This is a genomic window from Rhodococcus sp. MT28 (genome assembly GCF_058792695.1).
This window is the reverse complement of the sequence record NZ_JBXAFD010000016.1, coordinates 36873-58310: the sequence shown is the minus strand read 5'-3', so window position 1 is coordinate 58310 and position 21438 is coordinate 36873. Positions and strand designations below refer to the sequence as shown.

The window sequence follows — 21438 nt, the reverse complement described above, 5'->3', positions numbered from 1 at the left end:
GCGGCATCGGCGCAGCCGCACTCTGCGGCGGCGGCGGACAAGGCGACGCACTCATCGTCCGCGTCCCCAAGGCCTGATTACTTCCTGCTGACCAGACAGGTCGCCGAGCCCTCATCATGCTCGGCGACCTGTCTGTTTCGTGCCGGAGGTTATTGGTGATCGAGCGTCGTCGAGCGGTTACGCAGCAACGTCTCGATCTCCGATCGCCGGTACCTCCGATGCCCGCCAAGCGTTCTCAGAGTGCCGACTTTGCCCTCCCTCGCCCATCTGGACACCGTGGTCCTGTCGACGTGGAACAGTGCTGCAACCTGTTTGGTCGTCAGCCACTCGTCGACAGGTGCTGTGTGCTCTTCTTCTCGGCTCATTGGCAGTCATTCGTAGCTGCCGACTGAATGGATGGGTCCGACGATGAATTGGCAACCCCTGGCGTGCTGTGAAAGACTCGCTGCAAAACTTTACTATTCCTTGGGGAAATAATGTCGAAGTCGGTAACTCTGATCCGTTCCACGTCACTCTCTTCGGTGGCTGAATATGCCTATGCAGCAACGGCTCCCGCCGATGCACGGCTGATCTTCCTGGCCGGATCCTGTCCTCTGAACGCGGACGGCTCTACTGCCGCCATCGGTGACTACGCAGGACAGGCAGCCAAGGCCGTCGACAACCTGAGAACAGCTCTCTCGGACGCGGGCGCGTCCATCACCGACGTGATCAACACCCGCGTCCTCGTGGCGTCGAGCAATCAAGCCGACCTGGTTGCGGCGTGGGAGGTAGTCCGCGACGCGTTCGGTGATCACGACGCCCCGAGCACTCTGATGGGTGTGACCGTTCTCGGTTACGACGATCAACTGGTCGAGATCGAGGCAATCGCGGCCGTCGTCGACTGAACTCGAACCGAACCGGGCGTTCCTACCGAGGATCTTCATGAGCAAGGGCCCGGTAGCCCTTTGCCCCCGCACGATCCACTGCGGCTCGCACAACAGCGAAGATGGCTCCCTGCAGGGCTGCGGCGATCAGGACTTCCTTGCTCGACCTGCTCAAGTCTTTGGGCTCGGGCGCATTCTTGTCGTCACCGATGCGCTTCCACACCTGTTGGAAGACAGCGCCGGCCACGATGCCGCCCAGGACGCTGGTCGCCAGTGAGAGTGGCTTGTACATCGCTTTCGATACTGCGCTCATTGCGCGGATCCTCCGTGGTTCGATACGTACCGCCTGAGCGGCTGACCGACTCTCACTACCCAGCAGGCGAGGTGTCGAAACATTGCACCGGCAAGGCACGAAGACGACTGTCGCACGTTGTGTTCCACGGGTTTGCCACTTCTCGAGCCGGGTAGGATCGTCTTAGCGAAAGAAGGTTGTGTAAGTCATGGAAAACTACAGAATCGAACTACCGGACGGTACAACGGTGATGGAAGATTTCGTCTCGGATCGCGCCGCAATCGCATACGCGGTCGATCTGAATCACGGTTGTAGCGAGAAAGTCTCGGTATTCCGTATCACCGCCGAGGGAGAAACCATCCCGACTCGGATGTGCCCCAAGCCGAATCCTGGTTCTCGGCGTCGCGCGCGAAGCGTCCGATAGAAGCCGGTCAAGAAGCGTCGAGGCGCGGAAAGAGCGTCTCCCTTGCAAGCAGCAGCAAGGCCGCAGCGACCGGAATCGCCAGCAACGCACCGACAATACCGAGCAACGCTCCACCCAACAGAACCGCGACAACGGTCACCAGTGCCGGGACCGCCACCGTCTTCCCGATGATCTTCGGAACGAGCAGGTAGTCCTCGAGCAGACGTAACGCAATGAAGAACGCAACTGTCGCCAATGCCGTTGGGACAGAGACTGTCAGGGAGACCAGGGCGACGACAACCCCTGCGATCGTGGAACCGACTATCGGGATCAGATCGAGCAGAGCGACCAGCAGCGCCAGGATCAACGGATACGGCACGTCGAAGATCAACAACCACGCGAAGGTGCACACTGCGGTGATCACGGAGATCAGAACATTGCCGAGGACGTACCCACCCACACCTGCCAGTATCTGATCACCGATGGCGATTGCTCGTGGCCGCCGCGAATGTGGCACCAGCCGATACAGATTCGTGCGGATTCGTGGATAGTCGATCAAGAAGTACGTCGTCAGTACCGCAACGATTCCAGCGTCGGCGACTGCGCTGAACACCGCGCGCCCCGCTCCGAGCAAACCCGTCGCGAGCGCAGACCCCGAACCGTCCAGTTGGGTGGTGAGGTGCTCCTCGAGGTGATACTTCTCGTCGAGGTCGCTGACGATCGGATACCGGTCACGAATGTGTGTCAGAAGTTCGGGAGCGTGCGATGCGAACTGACGTCCCTGCTCGACCAGCGGAGTGATCGCAGCAACGAGAAACAGCGCGAGCATCACCGCAATTCCGAGGAGTACCACGGTGACCGCGATCCAGCGCCGGAAATGTCTCCGCTCAAGCCAGACGATCATCGGTTCGATGCCCACCGCGAGAAACAGCGCGACCACGATCAGGATCAGCATGCCTCGCGCCGCCAGGAGCACTTCGATCACCGCGTACGTCACGGCAACACCGGCCGCCGCGCTCAGACCGATGAAGAACGGTGAACGACGATCGAACCTCGGCCCCGGTTCGCCCAGCGGCCGGACGGGCGTCGCCAATGCTGCGGCTTCACGTTCGGCTTCCGCCATCGGATCTGCAGCTTTGACTTCACTGTCGGAATCCGGTGAGGTGTCCGCGGAACTGGGATCCATTCAAGCCACCTCACGATCCGCGCGACTTCCCGGCACGGGAGTGAGTACCCGTGCCGTGGCCGGATCAACCTCGAGGCTTCTCCGCTCCGCTTCGGGTCAGCGCGAGACCGGTTCCTACCACTCCGATAATCGACACAGCGATGGCGATGCTGGGCCAACCGTCGCTCTGCCAGTAGACGTCGTCGAGAGTGATCAGTAACGCAGCCTCGTCGACGATGAGCCCGAGTGCGATGCCCAACGCGATGCCCATCCATGTTCTTGCGCGAGGGCTTCGGTCTACGAGTCCGAAGATCGCCACCCCGGCCAACAGCAGAATTCCCCATAAATAGTGATGCAGATGAGTGCCACCGGCGCTGATGTCGCCGACGTCTCTGGTGTCGATCTGGATCAACCACGTCACCAGACGTGCTCCGCCGAACGTCAACGTGAAGGCCACCCACGCCAACACCAAACCGCGGCGCGATTCGTCAACCTGATTCCATCTGCGAGGGAATCTGAATCGCTCGGCAGATTTCTCTTCGTCATGGTCTCGAGAAAGCATCCTTCATGTTTACCCGATGCCGCTCAGATCGATAATTTGGGGTAGAGAGACCGAAAACCAGTTGGAGCACAAAAGCGGTACCCAATCTCCGAAGAGATCGGGTACCGCCTTCTCAACTACTCGCGCAGTATTGATCAATACCAGACTTTTCGTCCGCCCACTGCGCGCCCGGTAGCACCGAGGATGGACAAAACTGCACCTACGACGACCAAGATGATGCCGACGGTGGTCAGAATGCTCAACCCCGTGAAAAAGCCGATCAACGCCAGAATAATGCCGAGAACAATCATGTGAGAACCTCATCCGGTATGCGTATCAAAATGATCTACTCAACTGACGCTACTACAGAAACTTCACAATCGATAAATCCGATAAATACATTCATAAATGCGAAACTCGTATTACTACCCAATAGCGCCTCCGTTAAAACATCAGCCTTTCTCTTATCTCTACCTCACAGTTCCACGTCCTCGATCTTCGCCTCGACCGCCGGCGTGATGTGGCTCAACACGCAGCGCCAACGACCGTCTCGCCGCGCGAACACGTCGGTGGTCCACTCGTCGGCGTCGTATTGCCTGCCGCCGTAGTGCGCGGTATTGACGATCAGCGTGGTGAACAGTGCGACGTCACCGAAGAAACGCACGCGAGCGCTCCCGACGCGGTCCATCGCCGAATGAGTCAGGTCGCCCGAGGCCACGAAGCCCAGGAACTCCGCTTTGGTCGACACTCCGGATTCCGAGACGATCACCCAGTCGTCTGCCATGAAATCGCCGATCCGTTCGGCGTCGTTCGAGCACATCGCGACGTTCCACTCGTCTGCGACAGCGACCAATGCCGCACTCTCCTGATCCGACATGTCTTCTCCCTCTACCGTCGTCACCCTCGGCGGGTGATGCCCCGACGGCAGGGTTCCCGCAGGGTGGACTTCGAACCGACGTGCACGACGAGAGGGCAGAGATGACAGACACCAGTCGCACCGAGCTTGCAGCTCAGGCGTATATCTACGGATTTCCCCTCGTTTTCAATCTCGACCAGGTCCATCGGTATGTTCACAACGGTGTCGGAGCGAACCCCGCCGCACCTTTCAACACCTTCAGCCACGCCCGCACACTGGCCGGGCCGGCAGACACTTTCGTCACGATCAACAACGACACCGTGTATTCCATGGCGCAGATCGATCTCTCTGTCGGCCCCGTTGCGCTGCACGTCCCCGATACCGATGGCCGTTACTACGTCCTCCAGTTCGTGGACGCCTGGACAAACAATTTCGCTTACGTCGGGCATCGGGCCACCGGCACGAAGAGCGGAGACTTCCTTCTCGTCCCACCCACCTGGACGGGAACCCCGGCGGACCAGACCACGGTGATCAGATTTCCCACGAACATTGCGTCGATCGTGGGCCGGTGGGCATGCGGTGGCGACGACGACCTCCCTGCGGTGCACGCCTTGCAGGACGCCACCACGCTGACCGTCGTCGACTCCACCGGAAACTCCGCGGGTCTCCCAGTGCCCGAACCCGGGGTAAGCCAGGACCTCCTGTTCCTCGAGAAACTCCGCATCTGGTCACAGGCGTTTCCGCCGGCCCCACGCGATCGAGAACTCCAGGATTCCTTCTCCCCGATCGGAATCGACGAGCCCGGGGCCTCTCCCTATAGCTCACACTCTGCCGCTTCACTCTCTGCCGACGAGGCAGCCGCGTTGGCTGACGGATTGACGATCGGTGAGAAGAACCTGCTCGAGGCCCTCACGAAAGGCTCCAGCCCCGAAGTCAACGGATGGAAGCTCACATTCCACGCCTTCGACTACAACCTCGACTACTTCGAGGTCGGCACAATCGACGATCCACAATTCAAGATCGCCGATCCCAAGTTGCGCATCGTCGAACGCGCCGCGGCTGCCAAGGGCGGGCTGTGGGGCAACCACCCTTACGAAGCGGCGTACATCATGACCTACGTCGACGATCAGGGCGAGCAGTTGAACGGAACCCACACCTACACAATAAGACTCGACCCCACTCCGCCGGTGAGCGCCTTCTGGTCGCTGACGATGTACTCGGTGCCGGACTTCTTCCTCGTGGCGAATCCCGTCGACCGATACTCGATCGGCGACCGCACTCCAGGAATCGTCCACGACGCCGACGGTGCGTTGACGATCACGATCAGCCACGAGGAGCCGAAAGATCCCACGGCGAAGGCAAACTGGCTGCCCGCACCGCGCGGGGATTTCCGACCGGTACTGAGAATGTACGAACCTTGGCCCGCCGTGCTCGATCACTCCTACGTCGTCCCCGCCATCACTCGCTCGCGAGAATGACGGCGTCCGTCTGACGGCCTGCCTGTGCGGGCCGTCAGACGGACGCAGAATCAGGCGTGCGTGCCGCCGTCGATCCGGATCTCCGTGCCCGTGATGAAGGCACCATCGTCGGATGCCAACATCGCGATAACTCCCGCAACACTTTCCGGCCCGGCCATGGGGGCACCACCGGACTCCAGATCAGTGCTCAGAATCGGTGACAACTTGCCGAAGAGCGACCAGTCGGTGTCTTCCGGCAAGTACGACGCCGTAGTATCGGTGATTCCGCTCTTCACACTGCCCGGAGCCACCGCGACGGCACGCAGACCCTGCTTGCCGTATTCGAGAGCCAGTGCGTGAGTGAAGGACTGGATTCCTCCCTTACTTGCGGCATACGCGGCCATGTACGGGTGCGCGAAGGCAGCGGAGGTGGAACTGAAATTCACCACGACTGCGTTGCCGGTGGCAAGGAGAGCCGGCAGTGCCTGGCGCGTGACGAGGAAAGTGCCCGTCAAATTCACGGAGAGCACCTGATTCCACAGGTCCAGCGAGGTCTCGTGGGTGTGCCCACCACGCAGTATCCCGGCGGCGTTGACCAGTACGTCCAATCCCCCGAGAGACGAAATCGCCTGACCCACAACCTTGATGACGGAACCCTCGTCACCGATATCGACGACGACGGTGTCGAGGCGATCCTCCGTCGAAGCATGTTCTGCCGATTTCCGGGTGTTCGCCAAACCCTGCTCGGAGATGTCGGCAGCGACCACGCGGCCACCTTCGGCGAGCAACCGCAGCGCGGTGGCCTGCCCGATTCCAGATCCTGCGCCGGTGACGAGAATACGACGACCTTCGAAACGATTCATTGCTGTGTACCTTTCACGAAAACGAGTTGGTTGGCATTCCAGGCTCGGTGGCGCCGACACTCACAACTCACCCGCGAGAAACCTCAGGTACGGGAAATGCGCAGCACTGCAACAGGTGTGGCACTGCGAAATCTCGGCGAGGCAATGCTCGCCGAAGTAGCGAATGTCAGACGGATCCGGCCGGTGCGGCCAAGGCTCTTTCGATCCAGACAAGACCGGACGGGCGGCGGTCGATCGCCTTACGCCCACGTCGGAAAGTCGCTACGCCGAATCGGGCCGTGCGCAGTGCACGGCCGGAAGCGAGAGAACAGCGGCGTATGGACATCACAGGCACGGTAGCAGCGCCGGCACCACTCACTCAACCGCGTCGTTTCGAGACCCGAATCATTCAGGTAATCAAATGTCACTTCTGGACAACTCGCTCGACTTAGGCAGCACTAACCTGGTGGCATCCCGAAAACCCGATCCAGGAGCACAGTCGATGACACATGCAGACGCCTCGCGCACAACAACTCCCCCGACGACCGTCCTACGGACCGCTGACCACAATCGCGGACTCAACGACGTTCTCGCGATCGTCGAAGCAATGGAGCGACCGAGCGATCACCTGCTGCGGATCACGGCTCGTTTGACGGAGTCGACCGACGATCCGACCTGGTCACGCCCGAATGTGACCGTACGCATGAATCTCGGGCCGGCCTTCGACGACGCTTCGCGCGTGTACACGGTGCGTTCCTACGATTCAGCGAGCGGATCGATCGTCGTCGATGTGGTCCGCCACGGACAGACCAGTCCGATGATGAGGTGGGCAGCAGCGTTGGCCGTCGGTGACACCTTCGGCCTCACCGGTCCGCGGCCACACTTCTTGATCCCTGATGTTCCTGGTCGACGTATCGCACTTTTTCTGGACGGCACCGCAATACCCGCATTGCACTCGATCATCGAGCAGTTACCTACCGACGTCGTCGGAATCGGCTGGGTCACAACAGATGACGAGGTCGCCTTCGCCGAACTGCCCACCCTCCCCGGCCTGGAGCTTCACCGCGTGAGCGCAGATCCGGCCGAGCCCGACGGCCCACTGGCGGTACGAGCACGCGAGCTCGCCAATCCCGCGAGCTACGTCGTGTGGGGCGCCGGTGAACGCAACGAGATGCGCGCAATCCGGAAGCACTTTCGATCGACCGTCGGACTCGACAAAAACGACGTCGCGATATTCGGATATTGGAAGGAGGGCGTCAGCAACACCGAAATCGACCTCCGTCGACGCGAGAACTACGAGCGCATCCTCGCCGACGGCGGAACCCTCACCGACATCGACGACCTGGCCATCGAGATCTGATTGCCTCACACCAGCCGACCTGACCGGCGGTGCACTGCGGTGATAAGTTCCTCTGTGCCAGCGGACCTCCACACAGGGGGTCAGGGAATCCGGTGTGAATCCGGAACTGACGCGCAGCGGTGAGGGTGACCGCCCGGGCTTACGCCACTGGATGAGAATCTGGGAAGGCGCTCGGGTGGGGCGATCTCGAGTCCGAATACCGGCTGGCAGCAGGGGTCAACAGGCGCCTGTTCACACGGTAACGGGCTCCGCGAACGAGCCCCTGCGAGAACGAGATTCCATGCGTCTGTCCAGACTTCGCCTACCCGCCGCCGCCGTCGCTGCCCTGTTGAGCGCGTCGTTGGTTGCCTGCTCCTCCGACGACAGTGCTGCCCGACAATCCAACTCTTCCGAACAATCGCGCGTGACAGTCCAGAACTGTGGCCGAGACGTCACGGTGGAGCGACCGATCGAACGGGCAATCGCGGTAAATCAACCTGCAGCAGAGATGCTGTTCGCGCTGGGAGTGCAGGACCGGATGGCCGGGTACGCCATGAGCGATGACGATGTCCTCCCCGAACTGCGCGAGGCGCGTGGTCAGGTCCAGGCGTTCGACACCGAGTTCCCGTCATTCGAAAGTGTCCTCGAACGCGAACCGGACATGGTCTTAACGACGTTCAACTACACGTTCACCTCGGAGGGCATCGCCGACCGGATCAAGTTCACCGACCTCGGTGTCGCGACATATCAGTCACCCAGCGAGTGCACCGGTCAGGATGCCGAGCAGAGCAAGGCCCTCACGCTCGACGACTTGTACGACGAAATCGACGAAGTGGCAACACTGTTCGATGTCAAGAACAAAGGTGTCGAGCTCACCGAGAGTTTGAAGGATCGCGCGGCCACCGCCACGGCGGCACTGGGAGCTGAGAACGTGACGCTGGCGTGGTGGTACGCAGCCACGAAGACTCCGTACTTCGCCGGGTGCTGCGGTGCACCGGGAATCATGACCGACGCGGTGGGTGCGAAGAACGCCTTCGACGACAACAAGCAGTACTGGCCCGAAATCGGTTGGGAGAGTGTCCTCGATCGAGACCCGACCGTGCTGGTGCTCGCAGATCTCGACCGCGGTGGAGACGGCGACAGTGCCGCAGACAAGATCGCGTTCCTCGAATCGGACCCGGTCGCCAGCAAGCTCACCGCAGTGAAGAACAAGCGTTACATCATCCTCGAAGGAACGACGATGGATCCCTCGATCCGCAATGTCGGTGGCATCGAACAGCTCTCCGACGGGCTGCGCCAGTTGGGTGTGGTCTAGATGTCCGCGCAGATCAGTGAACTGGTGCGTCGGTGGGACGACCAGCAGGCGGCATACATCGCCGACCGTGAGAAGCGCTTCGACGTGATTCTCGACGTCCTCGAATTGCAGCACGCGCACGCCCCGTTCACGGTTGTCGACCTGGCCTGCGGGCCGGGTTCACTGAGCGCCCGGATTCTCGAAAAGTTCGAGCATGCGAGCGTTGTGGGGATCGATTACGACCCGATGCTGCTGGAGCTCGCCCGCCAGTCGTCGACGCGTTTCGGTGACCGACTGCAGCTGATCGACGCAGATCTGGCGGGAGCCGATTGGCCGAATTCGGTGGCTGCGCCGGTTCAGGCGATAGTGTCGACAACCGCGCTGCACTGGTTGCAACCGCAGCAGCTCGTCGAGGTGTACCGGCAGTGCCGCGAACTGCTGAGTCCGGACGGAGTCCTGCTCAACGGTGATCACTTTCGTTTCGACAGCCGCTTCCCTGTCATCGGGCGATGGGCGAAGGCTCACGACGAGCAGACGCAACGCTCCGCCTTTGCTGCCGGTGCTCCCGAGTGGGAGAGCTGGTGGGAGGAGTTGCGGGCAACTCCCGGCATCGGACCAATGACCGACGAGCGAGAGCGCAGATTCGCCGGACGTGACGCCACTGCGCCCACGGCCGTCGACTTCCAGTTGGCGGCGCTCGCGCAAGCAGGTTTTCGGGAGTCGGGGACGGTCTGGCAACTGTTCGACGACTACGTGGTCTACGGCGTGAGATGACGACAAGAGTTCGGCTGCGTGACAACCCGACGACCGTCACCCTGCTGTGGATGATCGGTGTTGTCACGCTGGCCGGATCGGCTGCCGTGGCAATCACGTTGGGGCCGGCCGGTCTGTCGGTCGGTGAGGTGGCTTCGATCGTCGTCGGCCATCTCGGCGGTACCGCGGCGGACGTCACCCCTATCCGTGACGGCATCGTCTGGGACCTCCGTCTGCCGCGTACCCTGCTCGCCGCGCTCTGCGGTGCCGGTCTCGGGTTGTGCGGTGCGATCATGCAGTCGCTGCTTCGCAATCCGCTGGCCGATCCGTTTGTCCTCGGTATCTCGTCCGGCGCCTCGACCGGTGCCGTACTGATCGTGATCCTCGGAGTCGGGTCGGGAGTAGTCGGCCTGTCGAGCGGCGCCTTCATCGGCGCGGTGATCTCCTTCGCCCTTGTGTTGCTGCTCGCCCATGCGGCCGGCGGCACGCCGGATCGGGTGATCCTGGCCGGTGTCGCCGCGACCCAACTGTTCTCCGCGCTCACCTCGTTCATCGTCATCACCTCGGCCGATCCCGAGCAGACCCGCGGCGTGATGTTCTGGCTCCTGGGTTCACTCGGCGGCGCCGACTGGCTCGACGTCGCACTCTGCGCTGCGGTGGTCGCAGTCGGCCTCGTGGTCTGTCTGACTCACTCCCGCGCACTCGACGCCTTTGCCTTCGGCGAGGACGCGGCGTCGTCGCTGGGGGTGAACGTGTGGCGGGTGCGTGTGACCCTGTTGTTGGCAACAGCCTTGATGACCGCGGTGATCGTGAGCGTCGCAGGCGCCATCGGCTTCGTGGGCCTGGTCCTCCCGCACGCGGCGCGGGCTCTCGTCGGTTCGAACCACCGCCGACTCCTGCCCGCGTCCGCACTGATCGGCTCCATCTTCCTTGTCTGGGTCGACGCTGTGGCACGCACAGCCATTGCGCCGCAGGAACTCCCGGCCGGTGTGGTGACCGCGCTGGTCGGTGTGCCTGCGTTTGCCGTCATCCTCTGGAGACGGAAGGCCAGGCCATGACACTCGAAGCTACCGGCGTCAGTTGGCGGGTCGGCGGGGCGCTCATAGTCGACGACCTCGACGTCTCGCCTACAACCGGAAGTACGGTGGGGCTTCTCGGCCCCAACGGTTCGGGGAAATCGACGCTGCTGAAACTGCTTGCCGGGCACAATCGTCCGACGTCCGGTGTCGTGACCCTGGACCGAACCCCGTTGTCCGACTGGAAACGCCGCGACGTCGCGCGTCGGATCGCGACCGTTGATCAGCACAGCAACACCGAGATCGATCTGACGGTCGCGGAGGTAGTCGAACTCGGACGCACACCGCACCGCGGACTGTGGGGTGGGCAGTCGGATTCCGATCGCGACGCCGTTCGGGCAGCGATCGAACACACCGACCTCGCCGGCATGCTGGACCGGTCGTGGCACACCCTGTCCGGCGGGGAGCGCCAACGCGTCCAGATCGCGCGCGCCCTCGCTCAGGAACCTCACGAGTTGCTACTCGACGAGCCGACCAATCACCTGGACATCAACCATCAACTCGAATTGCTCGCGCTCGTGCGACGCCTCCCCACCACCACGATCATGGCATTGCACGATCTGAATCTGGCCGCCATGTTCTGCGATTCGATAGTGATGCTGAACCGGGGATCCATCGTTGCCCACGGAAGCCCGACCGAGGTCCTCACCGCTGACCTGATAGCCGAGGTCTACCAGGTCGACGCCGAGGTTCGCCTGGACGGTCCCGGCGGAGTACCTACCGTGCGATACCTTCCGCCCGGCTCGCACTAGACGCACTCGGAACTGTCATTCACGCGAGAGCATCGCCACTGCTTCGCGTTCGAGGTCGACGTACGGTTCACCACTGACGTCGATGGCCACCCGGTTGAGCGTTCCACCCGTGAACGCCCACGGTGACGTACCCGGGTAGTCGTCGGTTACGGGCTCCCCGCTGTCACGGCCTGCGTTGAGCCCTTCGCCGCCACCGATGCTGAACTTGCCTGGCTGAGTGCGGATTCTGCCCTCACCGACTTTCCGATCGCCGTAGTAGAGGCCGAGCACCCCGTGCGCAGTGCCCGGCGGATCCTCGCCTTCCTTCTCGAAAGTTGCTGCCAAGATTATATTTTCGCCGATCGGAAGGTCTTCGGTGGCATCGATCTTCTGCTGTTCACTGCCGAGGAAGTTGTACACGTAATGCAGGCGGTTGTCCTTGACGTACAGCGAATGACCACCGAACCTGCCGCCATGCGAGAAAAGCACACCGGTCGCACCTGGCTCGGCCAAATCGACAACTGCCCCGATCGAGAATGAACGATTACGAAGGTTGACAGCGACGGCTTCCGGTACCTCGGCTCCGCCCGGGCGGTAGACATACCGGTTTCGCGGCGGGGCCAACTGAGGGCGAGGCGTGGTGAGAAGTTCGACACCGGACCGATCGTCCAGTGGCAGAGCTTGATTGGCACCGGCCTCGTGGAACCACAACCCCACCAGCTCTGCCAGCCTGCCGGGTTCTTCATCCGCAAGGTTCCGGAGCTCGGCTCGGTCCAACTCTGTGTGGTAGAGCTCCCAGGTGTCTTCCGAGAAATGGCCCCACCCGCTCAGAGTCGGGTGCGTGGTGACGGCCTTCCAGCCGTCATGCCAAATTCCTCGTCCTCCGAGCATCGAATAGAACTGGGTGTGCTTGGCGGTGGGGATGTTGCCGGCATCGAAGCTGTACCGCATGCTCACGCCTTGAATCGGGTGCTGGGTGTACCCCTTCACCGTGTCAGGCAAGTCGACGCCGACGCAGTCGAGCAGAGTCGGGACGACGTCGATGGCGTGATGGTACTGATCTCGAATCTCGCCACGGGCATCGATGCCCTCCGGCCACGAGATGATGCATGGGTCGCAGGTTCCACCGTTGAACGAGTACCGCTTCCACATCTTGAAGGGCGTGTTGAACGCCATCGCCCACCCGTTGGGATAGTGGTTGTACGTCTCGGTGCTGCCCAACTCGTCCAGCTTCGCCAGGTTCTCGGCTAGGTCGTCGGGTACGCCGTTCGCAATCTTGTTCTCGTTGACAGACCCGTCGGGTCCGCCCTCACCGCTGGCACCGTTGTCGGAGACCACCACGATGATCGTGTTGTCGAGCTGCTCGATTTCTTCGAGGTATCCGAGCAGGCGTCCGATCTGATCGTCACAGTGCGAGAGGAAGCCCGCGTACACCTCCGCCATCCGTGAGAACAGTCGCTGCTCGTCAGCGGAGAGAGTGTCCCAGGGGCGGGTGAAATCCAGCGGCGGGAACGGTTCGCCGTCGGGCCCGGTGCGGGTCTCAGGAGTGCCTATCGGGTTGAGTGAGGGCAGGGTCGTGTCTTTCGGGACAAGTCCCATTTCCTTCTGCCTGGCCAGAATCTCGTCCCGCATGGCTTCGTACCCTGCGTCGAACCTGCCTGCGTAGCGATCGGCCCATTCGCGGGGCGCGTGATGCGGAGCGTGCGCGCACCCGGGTGCGTAGTAGAGAAACACAGGCCGGTCCGGAGCTATCGACTTCACGTCACCGATGTATTCGAGCGCTCTGTCGGTGATATCGACGCTGAAGTGATACCCCTCTTCGGGCGTCGACGGCTGTTCGACGGGGTGGTTGTCGTGGACGAGATCGGGATACCACTGATTGGTCTCGGCGCCGAGAAAGCCGTAGAACCGCTCGAATCCGCGGCCGACCGGCCAATTCCGTTTCGTGGAAGCAAGATTCATCTCGTCTTCTGCGCACAGGTGCCATTTGCCGACCATCGCGGTGCTGAATCCCTGCTCGACCAGAACCTCGGCGAGCGTGGCACATTCGGGAGGGATGTGACCGTTTCCGCCGGGAAAACCGACCGCGCACTCGCTGATGCAGGCCATGCCGTTGGTCGTGTGGTTTCTCCCGGTGAGCAGACACGATCGCGTCGGGGAGCACAGCGCTGTGGTGTGCCACTGCCCGTACCGCAATCCGTTGCCCGCGATGCGGTCGATGTTCGGCGTCTCGATCGGTCCCCCGTAACAACCCATGGCGCCGTATCCAACGTCGTCGAGAACGATGTAAAGAATATTCGGTGTGCCGGCGGCGGCCTTCGGCTGCTCGTACGGGCTCCAGTCGGGAATCGAATCGCGAATATCGAGGTTGACGACGCCTTTGAATGCGTTGGCCATGATCTGGCTCCTTGTAGGTCCTCTGATTTCCAGCCTCTACGGCCGCATGGTGAATCGCATACCCCGATTGTGGTCACCGAACCGCTGTCGCCCGAAATGGGCGATGCCATTTTCGGCAGGAGATCCGAGTATGAGAGTGCCGGATTTGTCATCGACTCACTGGAAGCCAGGGACCACATGAGCAGTCAATTCGTTGAAGCCTCTACCTCCGACACCTGCGACCCGCTACCGAGCTGGCAAGACGGCCCGCCGAAGCAGGCCGTCCGGCGATTCGTCGAACGCGCGACGACTGAGGGAAGTCCGGACGAAATCGCACCGGAAGACAGGATCGCAGTCTTCGACAACGACGGAACCCTGTGGTGTGAGAAGCCGATGCCGATCCAACTCGACTTCATCTTGCGCCGCCTCGTCGAGATGACCGCCCAGGATCCGTCTCTGCGCAACCGTCAACCGTGGCAGGCTGCGTTCGAAAAGGACTACGCCTGGTTGAACGAAGTGATCTCGAAGCACTATCGCGGCGACGACAGCGCACTGAAGGTGCTCGCGGCCGGTGTCCTGGCGGCATTCGCCGAAGTCACAGTCGACGAATTCGAAACCCACGCCGATACCTACCTGCGCACTGCTTCGCACCCCACTCTCGGTCGCGAGTATCTGCACTGCAGCTATGCACCCATGGTGGAGTTGCTCGATTACCTTGCAGCCAAGGGATTCTCGAACTACATAGTCTCTGGAGGCGGACGTGACTTCATGCGTCCGATCAGCCAGGAGGTCTACGGCATCCCCCGAGATCGCGTCATCGGCAGCGGCGTGGCCTTGACGTGGAAGGACGACGGGCACAGCGGCACAATTCTCCGTCAGCCCCAAACCGATGTCGTCGACGACGGGCCGGCCAAGCCCGTACAGATCTGGAACCGAATCGGCCGACGACCTGTCATCGCGGCCGGAAACAGCAACGGTGACCTACCTATGTTGAAGTTCGCCGAACACCCGAACGTTCCGGCACTTCGCCTTCTGGTGCTCCATGACGATCCGGAACGCGAGTTCGACTACGTGGACGGGGCCGAGCACGCACTCGACGTCTCGCGCGCAAACGGGTGGACGGTGGTGAGCATCAAGAACGACTGGAAGACAGTCTTCGAACGATTCGCCGAATGACAGTATTGATACGTGACCCTCGATGATGTCGCCGACGAACTCTACGGCCTCGACCCCGGCGAGTTCGTAGAGGCGCGTACAAAGCATGTGAAGGCTGCCCGGGACGACAACGACCGCACACTGGCCGCAGAGATCGGAAAACTTCGGAAGCCGACCACCGTGGGGTGGTTGGTCAATCTCATCTCGCGCGATGCACCAGAGGATCTGGATGCACTTCTCGCGCTTGGCGAATCGCTACGCGACGCTCAACGCCATCTCTCGGGCCCGGACTTGCGACGGCTGACGACACAGAGGCAGCAGGTGGTGCGGAGTCTCGCCCACAAATCCGGTGAGATCGCCGCTTCACGGGGAAAAAGCGTCGGCGAGGATTCGTTGCGCGATGTCGCGCAGACTCTCAATGCCGCCCTGGCCGATGAGGAGACTGCCGCGCAGGTTCGACTCGGACGGGTCGTGACCGCTGCGAGTTACAGCGGTTTCGGGCCGGCGGGACTTGCTGCAGTGGAGGAGGATTCTGCACAAGACGCCCCTGCGATCCACACCGAAGAACACGCTCTGGCCAAGTCCACTGCTCCGGATCGCAAGGCCGAACAAGCCAAGGCGAAAGCAGAATTGAAGGAAGCCAGGGCAGGCGTCGAGAAGATCCGACGACGGGTCAAGGCCGAGACCGCCCAGTTCGAGGATGCCAGGTCAAAGCTGTCCGACCTCGACCGTCGCATCGCAGAACTCCGCGCCGATCTCGAACACGCAGAACAAGAACGACAGTTCGCCAAGAACACCGAGAAGGCTGCCCGCGTCGCGGTTCGAGAGTCCGAGGAGGAACTTCGCGAGGCCGAGTGGCGGGTCGACGAAGCAGAAGAGGCCCTCGACGAGACGGAATGAGTTGTACGTTCGGAGTTCTTGACCTCTACAGCAGTTCAGGTTCTAGCGTGATTTCATGACATTCACCCGAATCGAACTCGACTACCTGGCCACACAGACTCTCGGTCGCCTCGCGACGGTTCAACGGAACGGAACGCTGCAGGTCAGTCCTGTCGGGTTCCACTACAACCCCGATACAGCCACGATCGACATCAGCGGTTACAACATGACGGGCAGCCGTAAGTTTCACAATGTCGCAGACAACGGTCGGGTCGCGTTCGTCGTGGACGACATCGCATCCGTAGATCCATGGCAGGTCAGGTGCGTCGAAATCCGTGGACGGGCAGAGGCTTTGGATGCTACAGGTGCTGCTGCGCATGGTCTCGACGCGCCGATCATCCGTATCCACCCCGAACGCATCATCAGCTTCGGCCTCGACGACAAGGAGCTGGACGTCCACCAGTTGGTCGTGAACGGACGTGACGTCGGAAGGCGCGAGTCGAATTGATCAGCCTGCGGCGGCTTCGAGCTCACTCAAGGATTCCTCGAGATGGCCGAGGAGCCGCTGCAAGTGCGGAACATTGCGGCGGCAGCCGACGAGCCCGAACTGCATGGTGTCCGCGTAGCCGATGACGGTGATGTTCATCGCCTGCCCGTCCAACGGAATCGATGCCGGGTAACAGCTCTCGAGCTTGGCGCCATTCCAATAGCGCGTCGTTGTCGGGCCGGGGACGTTGGAAATCACCAGATTGAAGACTGGACGCCCAGTGATCAGTCGGGATGAACCAGGGATCAGCGGCAGCCCGAGACCCGCGACGTTCAATGCACTGAGCGCCGTGATCTGCAGGGGCGTCAGGCCCGACATCAGGGACTTGGCGCTACTCATCGAGTCGTGAACTCTCTGAAGTCGGGCCGCCGGATCTGCCAATTCGGTTGCCAGATCACACAACACCGCACCCACGGCATTGCCGGAAGCCTCACCCTCTTCGCCTTTGCGAAGGGATACCGGCACCATCGCGATCAACGGTTTGTCCGGCAACTCGTCCAGTTCGATCAGGTATCGCCGTAGCGCACCCGCGCACATTGCCAACACCGCATCGTTGAGCGTCACGTCTGCAACGCAGCTGACCTTGCGCAGGCGCTCGATCGGCCACGACTGCGCGGCGACACGCCTCGCTCCGGTGATCGGGACGTTGAAGATCGATTTCGGAGCAGCAAACGGCAACGGTGCGACGTGGTCCTTCACTGCCGAGGCAGCGGCGTTCACTATCGCAGGGCCGACCCCGACCACATCTTGCACGGTCTCGATCACGGAGCCCACCCGCCTCTGCAGGTCCAGCCCGCGACCGGCACGAACCCGCCCCGAAGAAGGTCGTTGCGCCCATGGAGGCATCGAATGTCGATCGTGCGGATCCGACGAGAGGCTGCGGTACCACGCCTGAACAGCAGACACACCATCCATGAGCGCGTGGTGCGTCTTCATGTACACGGCAACTCGGCCGTCGGCGAGACCTTCGATCACGTACGCCTCCCACAGCGGCCGATGCCGATCGAGCAGCGTGCCGTGGAGCATGGAGGTCAGCTCGAGCAACTCGCGGACTCGACCCGGCTTGGGCAGCGCGAGCAACCGGACGTGATACTCGAGATCGACGTCTGCGTCCTCCGTCCAACGCACCGGCGCGAAGTTCGACAAGAACTGCACCGGCTTGCGACGGAAGAGGGGCCGAATCGAGTCGACGTCGGTGAGCGAACGGTAGAGCGATCTGGCGAATTCGCCGTCGTCCCCTTCCGGCGGAACGAAAAGCGACAGGCCACCGACGTGCATGGGATGCTCCCGTGACTCCATCAGAAGGAACATCGAGTCGAGCGGCAGCATCAGCGTCATGGCGATCCGTTCTCTCGGGCAGCTGCCCGGAGTACCGATCAGCCGCTGTTCGACAAAGTTACTCGCCCTGACTTCCCTCATTGGCGACTCCGACAAAACATTGCCCCCTCGATTTCGACAGGAGTCCGATATTCCCGTCGACGAACGCCTTTTCGGGTCTAAGCACCTCACAGCGATTCGTGGGTGAATGACGAGACACAGAGCACTGCAACAAATTTCAATCCTCACAGCCACAAGTAGTAGCGGAGGCGATCGCAGTAATACTTTTGTCGGAATTGTTTCAAATTGTCTGTACATCCAAGTCACACGTGACTACCGTCACTCATCATCACAATCCCGACTGGTCGGTTGTACCCAAAGGAGAAATACATGTCCCGACGTTCGACGTCGCGTGGGCTTTTCGGCGCACTCGCCACCGCAACTGTGTTCGCCACCGCCGCTGCGGTGGGAAGCTTGTCAGCAAGCATTGCCGGAGCCGCCCCGGCAGCGGAGATCCCCTTCGGCGGTTGGGATTCATGTCCGATCGACAATCCCGAGACCAGCACCTGTATGGACGTCACGGTCACCGGCGGAAACATGAAGATCGGCAAGCTTTCCGTCAACATTCCCGCCGGGGCGATGCGCATCGCAGGCGGAGTTGCATACCGGGAGAATCCAGAGGCTGAATTCGGATTCGACCAAGTATTCATCCCACCCAACGACAACAGTCGGGGGATCTACGCCAAACCCATCGACATCCCCGGGGGCGCACTCGGAATCGACCTGCCATTTAACAATCTCTTCGGACTGAACAAGGCTTCGGCCACCGTAGAGTCGACGTCTGCACTCCCCACCGTGGACGCATTTCAGCTTGGTGTGAAGCTACCCGTCAAATTGAAGATCGCGAACCCTCTCCTCGGCGGCAAATGCTACCTGGGCTCGGACAACAACCCCGTCCAACTCAACTTGGATGTGACCGAATACGGTGTCCTCGAAGAGGTTCCAGGTTTCCCGGATACTGCCGTCGTTCGAAACACCGGCCACACCGGACAGCCCTTCGCGGTCCCGACAGCTTCCGGATGTGGCCCGTTCGGCGTTCTGAATCCAATCGTCAACTGGCGCGCCGGGCTTCCCTCGTCCACCACGTCCAACTCCCTCGCCACGACGAGTGACGTCTACAACATCGGTGCCGACAGCCTCAGGCCCCAACCGGCCGGCTCACCCGAACCCGCTGCCGTCGTTGCCGAACGTAGTGCCAAATAAGTAGTTCGGACTTCATTCATCTCCTGCTTCGGTGGCGTCGAGTAACGCGTCAAGGGCGCGGTGGAGCTCGGCGAGTTCCCGCCCTCCGGTTTTCGTCAGCACTTCCGTATTCTTTGCATCCAATTGGCGGACAATGTCTTTAGCGAGCTCTATGACTCGTTTGCCCTCGTCACTGAGATCGAGGCGAACGGCTCGCGCATCGCGTCTATCGCGTTCACTGACAACAAACCCGCTCTTCTCCAACGCTCGCACGAGCTTGGATATGTAGATTCGCTGCAATCCTGTGTGCGCTGAGAGTTCTCGCTGACTCGGCCTCTCCCCCGCACTCACCAGACCATGCAGAGACGCGAGCACTGAATACTGGGCGTGAGTCAACCCCAGGTGCGCGATCGCTCGGTCAACCCCCGCCCGCCAGCGCAAGCCAAGGTGCCACACCAGCGACCCTGTCGTCCATGTTTCTCGATCTTGCATACAAATAGAATACATGGCTACTATCTCAATTAGAGTATATGGAAACTATTTGAGGAGTCGCAATGCCCACAATTCCCGTGCTCGACTCGACCATGGCCTACCGCTCGCGCGGTGAAGGAACACCCTTCGTACTCATCCACGGAAACCCCACATCCTCGCACTTGTGGCGAAACATCCTGCCGCAGATAGGAAATCTAGGCCGCGCACTTGCCCCTGACCTCATCGGAATGGGGCGGTCAGGCAAACCGCCAATCAACTACGGCTTCCTCGACACCGCCCGCTACCTCGACGCCTGGTTCGACCAGATGGAACTCGACGACGTCGTACTCGTCGGACACGACTGGGGCGGGGCACTTGCACTGGACTGGGCTGCCCGCCACCCCGATCGCGTCCGAGGTGTGGCCTTCTTCGAAACGATCCTTCGTCCGATGACCTGGGACGAACACTTCCCGGGAGAGGCACGGGCACGGGTGGAAGCTCTGAGGGACTCCGACACAGGAGAGACGAAGGTACTCGACGAGAACTTCTTTCTCGAAATAGCGCTTCACAGAACGGTTCTCGGTGAAATGACCGAAACCGATGCCGAGGCCTATCGCTCCCCTTATCCGTCACGAGAGAGTCGCCGACCCCTTCTCGAGTGGCCACGATCCTTCCCCATCGAAGGAACTCCCGGTGACGTGAATGCACGTGTGGCGGCGTACAGCGATTGGCTCACAGAAAGCACTGACGTACCCAAACTTCTTCTCACCTTCAGCGGCCCCGCAGAACTTCTCATGATCGGACCTGACGAAGTCACGTGGAGCCGATCGAATATCGCAAATCTCGAGGTGGAACAGTGCGGTCCCGCAGGACATCTCGCCCCCGAGGATCAGCCTGCGGCCATCGCGGCGGCGATCACCGAATGGACACAGCGGCAACACTGTTTCAACCGCGAGTGACGTGGGACCGTCGCCAAGTACTCTGAGCGCCGGTTTCCCCGACCCATGCGGTAGCGATCCAGACGATGCTCCGAAATATGGGACCGACACCACCTCCGCCGGATTTGTCCGATATAACTAACTGGCGAGTACGCCGGTTGGGACGAGGTCGAGAACGAGGGGGCGTGTGTGGTGAACGAGGACGGGTTGGGGCGAACGTCAGGATCGGGGGCTCCACACCGGGTGGGCGGCTTTCTCTATCACCGCAACGGCGACCGGTGGGAGTGGTCGGACGAAGTTGCACGGATTCACGGATACGAACCCGACCAAGTAGCTCCGACGACAGAATTGATGCTCTCGCACAAGCATCCCGACGACCGAAGACACGTTGCCCAGACACTGCACGCCATCCGCACTTCAGGCGGACCGTTCAGCAGCCGCCACCGCATCATCGACACTGCAGGGGATACTCACTCGGTAATCGTCGTCGGCGACAGCGTCGTGGACGAGTCGGGTGCCGTGGTCGGCAGCTCAGGCTTCTACATCGACGTCACCGAAACCCTCGACAGCACGGTGAAAGCGTCTGTCGACGTGCTGGTCAACGAAATCACCGCTTCTCGCGGAGTAATCGAGCAAGCCAAAGGCATGCTCATGGTGATCTACGGCATTTCGGCCGATCGCGCCTTCGACATACTCGTGTGGCGTTCTCAAGAGACCAACGTGAAACTCCGGGATGTTGCCGAGCAGTTGATAGTTCGAACGCTTGACGACTTCCGGGTCCCGACACTACTGCGGACCCGATTCGATCACGTGCTGTTACAGGGTTGAATGACAACAGGGTTGAGGGATCTGCTCAAGGCGGTTCCCGTGGCTGGCTGCTCAACCTCGAGGAACCTCGCCC

At 61.3% G+C, this 21438-nt stretch carries 25 protein-coding genes and 1 riboswitch; of the genes, 14 read left to right on the top strand and 11 right to left on the bottom strand.

Annotation, left to right across the window (positions count from 1 at the left end):
- Positions 1 to 149 precede the first annotated feature (149 nt).
- Positions 150 to 365: a BldC family transcriptional regulator gene (locus AC1Q6C_RS30355; protein WP_003945782.1), complete on the bottom strand. Its 216-nt coding sequence runs from the start codon at positions 363 to 365 to the stop codon at positions 150 to 152.
- Positions 366 to 476: 111 nt separating this feature from the next.
- Between AC1Q6C_RS30355 and AC1Q6C_RS30350 the strand changes: the two genes are divergently transcribed.
- Positions 477 to 884 (top strand): RidA family protein, encoded by a 408-nt coding sequence (locus AC1Q6C_RS30350; protein ID WP_047269303.1) that lies wholly within the window; start codon positions 477 to 479, stop codon positions 882 to 884.
- 22 nt (positions 885 to 906) lie between these two features.
- Here the strand turns inward: AC1Q6C_RS30350 and AC1Q6C_RS30345 are convergent, their stop codons facing one another.
- Positions 907 to 1176, bottom strand: a complete 270-nt coding sequence (locus tag AC1Q6C_RS30345; protein WP_064112966.1) for a DUF4235 domain-containing protein — start codon at positions 1174 to 1176, stop codon at positions 907 to 909.
- Between the two features lie 187 nt (positions 1177 to 1363).
- Here AC1Q6C_RS30345 and AC1Q6C_RS30340 point away from each other — a divergent pair, with 187 nt between their 5' ends.
- A complete protein-coding gene (locus tag AC1Q6C_RS30340) occupies positions 1364 to 1579 on the top strand; it encodes a hypothetical protein (protein WP_003945874.1) in 216 nt (71 codons plus the stop codon).
- Between the two features lie 7 nt (positions 1580 to 1586).
- On the opposite strand, the gene AC1Q6C_RS30335 is transcribed toward AC1Q6C_RS30340, so the two are convergent.
- The 4 genes from AC1Q6C_RS30335 to AC1Q6C_RS30320 form a co-directional block, all read right to left on the bottom strand.
- The gene (locus tag AC1Q6C_RS30335) at positions 1587 to 2744 is read right to left on the bottom strand and encodes an AI-2E family transporter (RefSeq protein ID WP_042453495.1); all 1158 of its coding nucleotides are present in this window, start codon (positions 2742 to 2744) and stop codon (positions 1587 to 1589) included.
- Positions 2745 to 2808: 64 nt separating this feature from the next.
- Positions 2809 to 3285, bottom strand: coding sequence for a hypothetical protein (locus AC1Q6C_RS30330; protein ID WP_003945539.1), 477 nt, complete (start codon positions 3283 to 3285; stop codon positions 2809 to 2811).
- A gap of 134 nt (positions 3286 to 3419) precedes the next feature.
- Complete coding sequence (locus AC1Q6C_RS30325; RefSeq protein WP_003945564.1) at positions 3420 to 3575, bottom strand: DUF6131 family protein; 156 nt, start codon at positions 3573 to 3575, stop codon at positions 3420 to 3422.
- 164 nt (positions 3576 to 3739) lie between these two features.
- Positions 3740 to 4141 (bottom strand): nuclear transport factor 2 family protein, encoded by a 402-nt coding sequence (locus AC1Q6C_RS30320; RefSeq protein ID WP_054187940.1) that lies wholly within the window; start codon positions 4139 to 4141, stop codon positions 3740 to 3742.
- Between the two features lie 101 nt (positions 4142 to 4242).
- Here AC1Q6C_RS30320 and AC1Q6C_RS30315 point away from each other — a divergent pair, with 101 nt between their 5' ends.
- The gene (locus AC1Q6C_RS30315; RefSeq protein WP_492667003.1) at positions 4243 to 5598 is read left to right on the top strand and encodes a DUF1254 domain-containing protein; all 1356 of its coding nucleotides are present in this window, start codon (positions 4243 to 4245) and stop codon (positions 5596 to 5598) included.
- A gap of 50 nt (positions 5599 to 5648) precedes the next feature.
- Here AC1Q6C_RS30315 and AC1Q6C_RS30310 read toward each other — a convergent pair whose 3' ends face one another.
- Both AC1Q6C_RS30310 and AC1Q6C_RS30305 read right to left on the bottom strand, forming a co-directional pair.
- On the bottom strand, positions 5649 to 6440 hold the full coding sequence (locus AC1Q6C_RS30310) for an SDR family NAD(P)-dependent oxidoreductase (RefSeq protein WP_063314916.1): 792 nt from the start codon (positions 6438 to 6440) through the stop codon (positions 5649 to 5651).
- Between the two features lie 166 nt (positions 6441 to 6606).
- Entirely contained in the window at positions 6607 to 6765 is a 159-nt protein-coding gene (locus AC1Q6C_RS30305) for a hypothetical protein (RefSeq protein ID WP_155419158.1), read from the bottom strand.
- 156 nt (positions 6766 to 6921) lie between these two features.
- Here AC1Q6C_RS30305 and AC1Q6C_RS30300 point away from each other — a divergent pair, with 156 nt between their 5' ends.
- The 5 genes from AC1Q6C_RS30300 (at position 6922) to AC1Q6C_RS30280 (ending at position 11633) form a co-directional block, all read left to right on the top strand.
- On the top strand, positions 6922 to 7779 hold the full coding sequence (locus AC1Q6C_RS30300) for a siderophore-interacting protein (protein WP_230359559.1): 858 nt from the start codon (positions 6922 to 6924) through the stop codon (positions 7777 to 7779).
- 41 nt (positions 7780 to 7820) lie between these two features.
- A riboswitch (cobalamin riboswitch) is annotated at positions 7821 to 8001 on the top strand.
- Between the two features lie 58 nt (positions 8002 to 8059).
- Positions 8060 to 9073: an ABC transporter substrate-binding protein gene (locus AC1Q6C_RS30295; RefSeq protein WP_492667002.1), complete on the top strand. Its 1014-nt coding sequence runs from the start codon at positions 8060 to 8062 to the stop codon at positions 9071 to 9073.
- Positions 9074 to 9826: a class I SAM-dependent methyltransferase gene (locus AC1Q6C_RS30290; RefSeq protein ID WP_047269297.1), complete on the top strand. Its 753-nt coding sequence runs from the start codon at positions 9074 to 9076 to the stop codon at positions 9824 to 9826. It begins immediately after the preceding gene.
- The gene (locus AC1Q6C_RS30285) at positions 9823 to 10863 is read left to right on the top strand and encodes a FecCD family ABC transporter permease (protein WP_047269296.1); all 1041 of its coding nucleotides are present in this window, start codon (positions 9823 to 9825) and stop codon (positions 10861 to 10863) included. The genes AC1Q6C_RS30290 and AC1Q6C_RS30285 overlap by 4 nt, the downstream gene beginning before the upstream one ends.
- Positions 10860 to 11633, top strand: coding sequence for an ABC transporter ATP-binding protein (locus tag AC1Q6C_RS30280; protein WP_047269295.1), 774 nt, complete (start codon positions 10860 to 10862; stop codon positions 11631 to 11633). Before AC1Q6C_RS30285 ends, AC1Q6C_RS30280 begins: the two co-directional genes overlap by 4 nt.
- Positions 11634 to 11648: 15 nt before the next feature.
- Here AC1Q6C_RS30280 and AC1Q6C_RS30275 read toward each other — a convergent pair whose 3' ends face one another.
- On the bottom strand, positions 11649 to 14009 hold the full coding sequence (locus tag AC1Q6C_RS30275) for an arylsulfatase (protein ID WP_118605155.1): 2361 nt from the start codon (positions 14007 to 14009) through the stop codon (positions 11649 to 11651).
- Positions 14010 to 14186: 177 nt separating this feature from the next.
- Here AC1Q6C_RS30275 and AC1Q6C_RS30270 point away from each other — a divergent pair, with 177 nt between their 5' ends.
- The 3 genes from AC1Q6C_RS30270 to AC1Q6C_RS30260 are packed head-to-tail and all read left to right on the top strand — an operon-like array spanning position 14187 to position 16530.
- Entirely contained in the window at positions 14187 to 15164 is a 978-nt protein-coding gene (locus tag AC1Q6C_RS30270; RefSeq protein WP_230359558.1) for an HAD family hydrolase, read from the top strand.
- A 12-nt stretch (positions 15165 to 15176) separates the two neighbouring features.
- Entirely contained in the window at positions 15177 to 16043 is an 867-nt protein-coding gene (locus AC1Q6C_RS30265) for a hypothetical protein (protein WP_230359557.1), read from the top strand.
- 55 nt (positions 16044 to 16098) lie between these two features.
- Entirely contained in the window at positions 16099 to 16530 is a 432-nt protein-coding gene (locus AC1Q6C_RS30260) for a PPOX class F420-dependent oxidoreductase (protein WP_065456058.1), read from the top strand.
- On the opposite strand, the gene AC1Q6C_RS30255 is transcribed toward AC1Q6C_RS30260, so the two are convergent.
- Positions 16531 to 17907: a WS/DGAT/MGAT family O-acyltransferase gene (locus AC1Q6C_RS30255; RefSeq protein WP_003945789.1), complete on the bottom strand. Its 1377-nt coding sequence runs from the start codon at positions 17905 to 17907 to the stop codon at positions 16531 to 16533.
- A 369-nt stretch (positions 17908 to 18276) separates the two neighbouring features.
- Here AC1Q6C_RS30255 and AC1Q6C_RS30250 point away from each other — a divergent pair, with 369 nt between their 5' ends.
- Positions 18277 to 19149 (top strand): hypothetical protein, encoded by an 873-nt coding sequence (locus tag AC1Q6C_RS30250; protein WP_136471558.1) that lies wholly within the window; start codon positions 18277 to 18279, stop codon positions 19147 to 19149.
- A 12-nt stretch (positions 19150 to 19161) separates the two neighbouring features.
- Here the strand turns inward: AC1Q6C_RS30250 and AC1Q6C_RS30245 are convergent, their stop codons facing one another.
- Entirely contained in the window at positions 19162 to 19620 is a 459-nt protein-coding gene (locus AC1Q6C_RS30245) for a MarR family winged helix-turn-helix transcriptional regulator (protein WP_168798838.1), read from the bottom strand.
- Between the two features lie 62 nt (positions 19621 to 19682).
- Between AC1Q6C_RS30245 and AC1Q6C_RS30240 the strand changes: the two genes are divergently transcribed.
- Positions 19683 to 20558, top strand: coding sequence for a haloalkane dehalogenase (locus tag AC1Q6C_RS30240; RefSeq protein ID WP_136471556.1), 876 nt, complete (start codon positions 19683 to 19685; stop codon positions 20556 to 20558).
- 168 nt (positions 20559 to 20726) lie between these two features.
- A complete protein-coding gene (locus tag AC1Q6C_RS30235; protein WP_037132380.1) occupies positions 20727 to 21365 on the top strand; it encodes a PAS and ANTAR domain-containing protein in 639 nt (212 codons plus the stop codon).
- Positions 21366 to 21438: the final 73 nt, after the last annotated feature.